Source organism: Natrinema soli, assembly GCF_028618695.1.
Genome location: NZ_JAQIVI010000434.1, coordinates 1 through 1,751 on the forward strand (window position 1 = coordinate 1; position 1,751 = coordinate 1,751).

The 1,751-nt window shown below is 67.3% G+C and carries 2 protein-coding genes; one reads left to right on the forward strand and one right to left on the reverse strand.

Going from position 1 to position 1,751, the window contains the following annotated elements; all coding sequences use genetic code 11:
* Positions 1-190: 190 nt before the first annotated feature.
* Positions 191-1,135, reverse strand: coding sequence for an HFX_2341 family transcriptional regulator domain-containing protein (locus PGX04_RS23330; RefSeq protein ID WP_273740698.1), 945 nt, complete (start codon positions 1,133-1,135; stop codon positions 191-193).
* A gap of 318 nt (positions 1,136-1,453) precedes the next feature.
* Here PGX04_RS23330 and PGX04_RS23335 point away from each other — a divergent pair.
* A partial coding sequence (locus PGX04_RS23335; RefSeq protein ID WP_465263840.1) for an HAD family hydrolase occupies positions 1,454-1,751 on the forward strand: 298 nt, incomplete at its 3' end.

Below are 1,751 nucleotides of genomic sequence, written 5' to 3' on the forward strand. Positions count from 1 at the left end.
CGCCGCGCCCTTCCTGCTCGCTCGCGCGAGCAGCCACCTCGATTCCCGCACCGACTGCGAGGTCCCGGGGCTCGACGCGGCCGCCCTTCGCGATCACATCGACCGGCTCGAGGCCGACCTCGAGCTCGCTCGCCTGGGGACGAGGCTCTACGTGCTGGTCCACTGCGAAGATTGAGCCGCCGTCTTCGCATTACCTTCGCGCTCCACCCTCGGCTTCGCTTCCCCCACTGCCCTTCCCCACTGGCGCTCCCTCCGCTGGCGCTCCTTCTCGTTGCCCGCCGGCGTCGTCCATGAGCTTGTGATGGAACGCTCGGTACGCGTTCTCGCCCCGCTCGGTCAGTTCGACCACGCGGCGGCGGCCGACCGACTCGATCGTGACGTAGCCGTCCTCGGCGAGCGGCTCGAGGACGTGGGTATCCAACACCCGAAACGCGCCTTTGTCCTCGCCCGAGCGCTCGTCGGGCGAGCGGCGATCGGCCATGAAGGAGAGTTCCTGATCGCGGGCGTACTCGATGAGGTCTTTCTTCTTGGGCGGTGCCGTCCGATCGTCGTGGAACCCGTCCCACGCGGCCGGGTCGGCGAGGAATTCCATGATCGCGACCTGATCGCGCGTCGGCGATTCGATCGGATAGGTCGGTATCCCCTCGATCTCGTCGACGCCGGAGGAGACGGGTTCGCTCGTCCCGTCGTGGGCGTACGACGATGGCTCGACGTAGTAGGCGCGTGCGTCGGTCGAGACGTCCATGCACGCGATCGTCGCGCCGATCGCCGGGATCGTTCCGGCCCCGGAAACGTTGACGTACACCTGATCGTCGGCGTGGACGTCGGCGATCGTCGTCACCTCGCCGAGCACCGCGTAGACGTCCGTCAGATCGCACTCCCACGTCCGCACTTCGGGGACGATGGACTCGAGTTCATCGCACAACGCGTCGTGGTACTCGGCCGTCGCCGTCGCGTATCGCTCGGCGGTACCACCCTCGTTCTCACCCCGTCGTTCGCGCCCCGTCCCCCCGCCGTCCGCACCGTCGGCCTCGAGCAGATAGACCAGATCGGCCCGCTGGTCTCGGATCGGCTCGAGGATCCGATCGAACTCGTGGCCCAGCGGGACGACGTGCACTCGCTTGACGACCTCCATACGCCGAGAGGCGTGTCAACGAAAATAACAGCTGCGGAATCGTCGGTGTGGACTCGAGTCGAACCCGCTCCACCCAACCGGCGGGTTTCTGCCGCCCGATCAACCCCCAGCCGGGTGGGAATGAAAGGGGCGACGCTCTCGTCGAGCGAAGCGACGCAAGAACCGCAACCGAGCGCAGCGAGGTGAGGATCACAGCGAGCTGCAGCCGGCGAGCGCGTCGGGGCTTTCAGGCTGTTACTGTCAGCGGTACCTTTCTCCCACGCTCGTTTACACGGTCGGCGAAACGTTGAGAACGCCCCCGCTCCTACAACAGAGCAGATGGCTGCCTACGACGCGATCTGTTTCGATCTCGATTCCACGCTCTGCGAGCCGACCCAGGACGCCGCGACCCTGCTCGAGTCGACGTTCGAGCGCGCCGGCTGCGAGTCGTTCTGTACGCCCGCGGATCTCCGGGCTGCCGTGCCGGACCTGCCGACCGCCGAGACGGACCGCGAGTTCTACGAGCACCTCTTTACCGAGGTCGCACGGCGCGCCGGCGTCGATTCCGATCTCGCGCCGACGCTCGCGGCGGAGTACCTCGAGGTGCAGGACCCGACCGCCGTCGAGTTCCGGCCCG

Coding starts and splice junctions, on each gene's coding strand:
- PGX04_RS23330 (WP_273740698.1), bottom strand. CDS start 1,135: ATGGAGGTCGTCAAGCGAGTGCACGTCGTCCCGCTGGGCCACGAGTTC.